Genomic DNA, 2,903 nt, shown 5'->3' on the forward strand with positions numbered 1-2,903 from the left:
GTATCGGTGAGGATTCGGCTTATGAGGGATTGGTTCGACTCATGTCGCCTGGAAGTGTTGGTTTAAAGCTCTATCCGCAGCTGTTAACATTACAAGCGCAGTATCCGCAGTTGGTGATTGATTACCGTTTTGCCCCCAATACGGATATAGAGCAGGCGCTTTCCAAGCATGAGATTGATATAGGTTTTATGACAACTATCTCAGATGATGAGACGGTCAGCTGCAAGCCGGTGGCTCAAGAAGCGCTGCAACTGGTGACACCAGTCTCGACGATTGAGCCAAGCTGGGAAGCGCTTACCGAGCTTGGATTTATTGATCATCCTGATGGCGCACATCATGCCAGTTTGCTATTGAGCACCAATTATCCTAAGTTTGAGCACATCAATGGTTTTAATAAAAAAGGTTTTTCTAATCAGATAGGTATGATTTTAGAGCCAGTGAGTAGGGGGCTTGGATTTACCGTATTACCAGCGCACGCAGTTGCCGCGTATCCAAATCCGCAGCTGCTTAAATGTCATCAGCTGCCAGTCTCAGTTAGTGAAACTCTGTATCTTGCTATACGCCGCCAGCAAGTACTACCAAATAGGATGCAAACCGTTATCAATGAGGTAAAAAAATGGCTATAACAGTGGCTAAAAGAGCGACTGAAATAGCCTCATAAAACCTACTTGATGCTTTGACCCAGTTTTATTGCCGCAGCAATATTGGCGGCGGTGGTTTCAATATTATGATAAGCATTTTTAAAGATATTATCGATGGTATCTAGTTTTTGAATACTGGGCATAATAACGTCAAACTGACTAGTCTGAGCCGGTTTTAGTCCATCAACACTGCCACAAATCGCAATCACTGGCGTATGGTTCAGTCTGGCAATGTGGCTAATACCGCCAGCTACTTTACCCATAGCAGATTGAGCATCAAGCTTGCCTTCACCGGTGATGATTAAATCTGCATCGGTGATGTGCTGTGATAAGTTGGCAACTTCTGCCACTGTATCAAAACCTGATTTTAACTCAGCTTGGCAAAAGCTCATTAACGCATAGCCAAGACCACCTGCTGCGCCCGCACCCGCTATCTCTTGATAATCTTGGTAGCCATTCTGCTCGCATATACTCGCAAAGTGGTTTAACGCTTGGTCCAAATCATTAACTTGCTGTGGACTAGCGCCTTTTTGAGGACCAAATATCGCGCTGGCACCTAACTCGCCACATAAAGGGTTGGTGACATCACAAGCTACTTCAAATACTGTCTCTAACACGCTGGCATGAAAGCTTGTAGCGTCTAATCGTTGTAAGTTGGCAAGCGCGCCGCCGCCTTGGGCTAATGTATTGTCATCACTATCATGAAACGTCATACCAAGTGCTGTTAGCATACCAAGTCCCGCATCATTGGTGGCACTACCACCAAGACCAATGATGATACGCTTGACGCCTTCCTCTAAAGCATCTGCAATCAGCTCGCCGACGCCATAGCTACTCGCGATGACAGGATTGCGCTCTGCCGCAATTAATAGATGTAAGCCGCAAGCTTGAGCGATTTCGATGACAGCAGTCGCATCGGGCAATAGTAAATACTTTGCGCTAATGGGTCGCATCAAGGGGTCATTTACTACCACTTCTTTCCAGCGCCCACCTAACACGTAAGACAACACGGCAGAGGTGCCTTCGCCGCCATCTGCCATAGGCAGCAGCTTATAGTCAGCGTCAGGGAATACTTCACTGAATCCAGATTGGATAGCGTGGCAAACATCTAGTGCTTCTACGCTTTCTTTAAACGAGTCAGGGGCGATTAAAATTTTCATGACTTTCTCTTTGAATGTTGCTTTGAAACTATTTTTTAATAACTTTATTTTCAATAATTTAACTAAGGCGTTAGATAAACACCAAGGTTAATAGCCAGATAAAGATGATGCTAGTCACGCCTTGAATACCAGTCGCCATAGAAGGGGCTTTATAAGCCTGAGCCACACTCATACGGCTAAACTGGCTAACAATTCAAAAAAAGCTATCATTTGCATGTGAAATAGTCATCGCACCTGCACCAATTACCCTCACAAAAAATACGCGACCAAGCTCACTATCGAGACCTATTTGACCTAGTAATGGTGCGACCATCGCCGATGTAGTTACCAAGGCAACAGTGGTTGAACCTTGCGCAGTTTTTAGTGCAGCAGAGACGATAAACGGCATAAAAATACCAAGCCCTAGGGCAGATAAGGTCGTCCCTAAATAATCACCAATTGGTGTGACCTTTAGCATAGCGCCAAACGCGCCGCCAGCACCAGTGATTAAAAGAATAGGCGCCGCGACCACCAAGCCTTGAGAGATGCTATTGCTGCTAGTAGTCTCTGTATCGGGCAGACAGATATAAAGGTCGATAGACGTAAACTAAAATGCCTTGCTAACAAAATCGAGCGCTTTGTGCGTCTGAATCAATTGCCTAAAATGATGTGGGTCAGCCCATTACATCGCTCTTTAAAAGTTGGAGTGATATTGGCACAACGTGGCTTTAAATGCACGATTGCGCCTGAGTTTGCTGAAATTAATTTCGGCGATTGGGATGGTAAGTCTTGGGAACAGATTGAGAAACAACAAATTGATGAATGGTGTAATAACTTTGTTCATTTTGCGCCCGATAATGGCGAGAGCTTACAGCAGCTATTTAATCGAGCGGAGAGTTGGTTGGACAAAATTTTAGCTGAGCAAAAAGATCACCCAGTATTAGCCATCGATCATGCTGGTTGGATCAATGCCGCTAAGATGATCGCGGCTGGTCAAGAGGTGCCGAATCTTGCGATTAAGTGGTCACGCTCTGTGGCATAGCTATCCTGTAGTCGTATTAATATTTAACTAAAAAAATGGTCATCCTGATAACCGTTTTTAATGTTTTACGACATCTTAAGC

The 2,903-nt window shown here is 44.8% G+C and carries 4 protein-coding genes; 2 read left to right on the forward strand and 2 right to left on the reverse strand.

Annotated elements, in window-relative coordinates:
• The coding region (locus VLN09_RS05550; RefSeq protein WP_325244468.1) for a substrate-binding domain-containing protein at positions 1-626 on the forward strand (626 nt) is incomplete at its 5' end.
• Between the two features lie 38 nt (positions 627-664).
• On the opposite strand, the gene VLN09_RS05555 is transcribed toward VLN09_RS05550, so the two are convergent.
• Complete coding sequence (locus VLN09_RS05555) at positions 665-1,801, reverse strand: glycerate kinase (RefSeq protein ID WP_325244470.1); 1,137 nt, start codon at positions 1,799-1,801, stop codon at positions 665-667.
• 193 nt (positions 1,802-1,994) lie between these two features.
• The gene (locus VLN09_RS05560; RefSeq protein WP_325244472.1) at positions 1,995-2,312 is read right to left on the reverse strand and encodes a hypothetical protein; all 318 of its coding nucleotides are present in this window, start codon (positions 2,310-2,312) and stop codon (positions 1,995-1,997) included.
• Between the two features lie 6 nt (positions 2,313-2,318).
• On the opposite strand from VLN09_RS05560, the gene VLN09_RS05565 reads away from it, so the two are divergent.
• On the forward strand, positions 2,319-2,822 hold the full coding sequence (locus tag VLN09_RS05565; RefSeq protein ID WP_325244473.1) for a histidine phosphatase family protein: 504 nt from the start codon (positions 2,319-2,321) through the stop codon (positions 2,820-2,822).
• Positions 2,823-2,903 lie beyond the last annotated feature (81 nt).

The organism is Psychrobacter sp., assembly GCF_035469765.1.
GTDB lineage: Bacteria > Pseudomonadota > Gammaproteobacteria > Pseudomonadales > Moraxellaceae > Psychrobacter.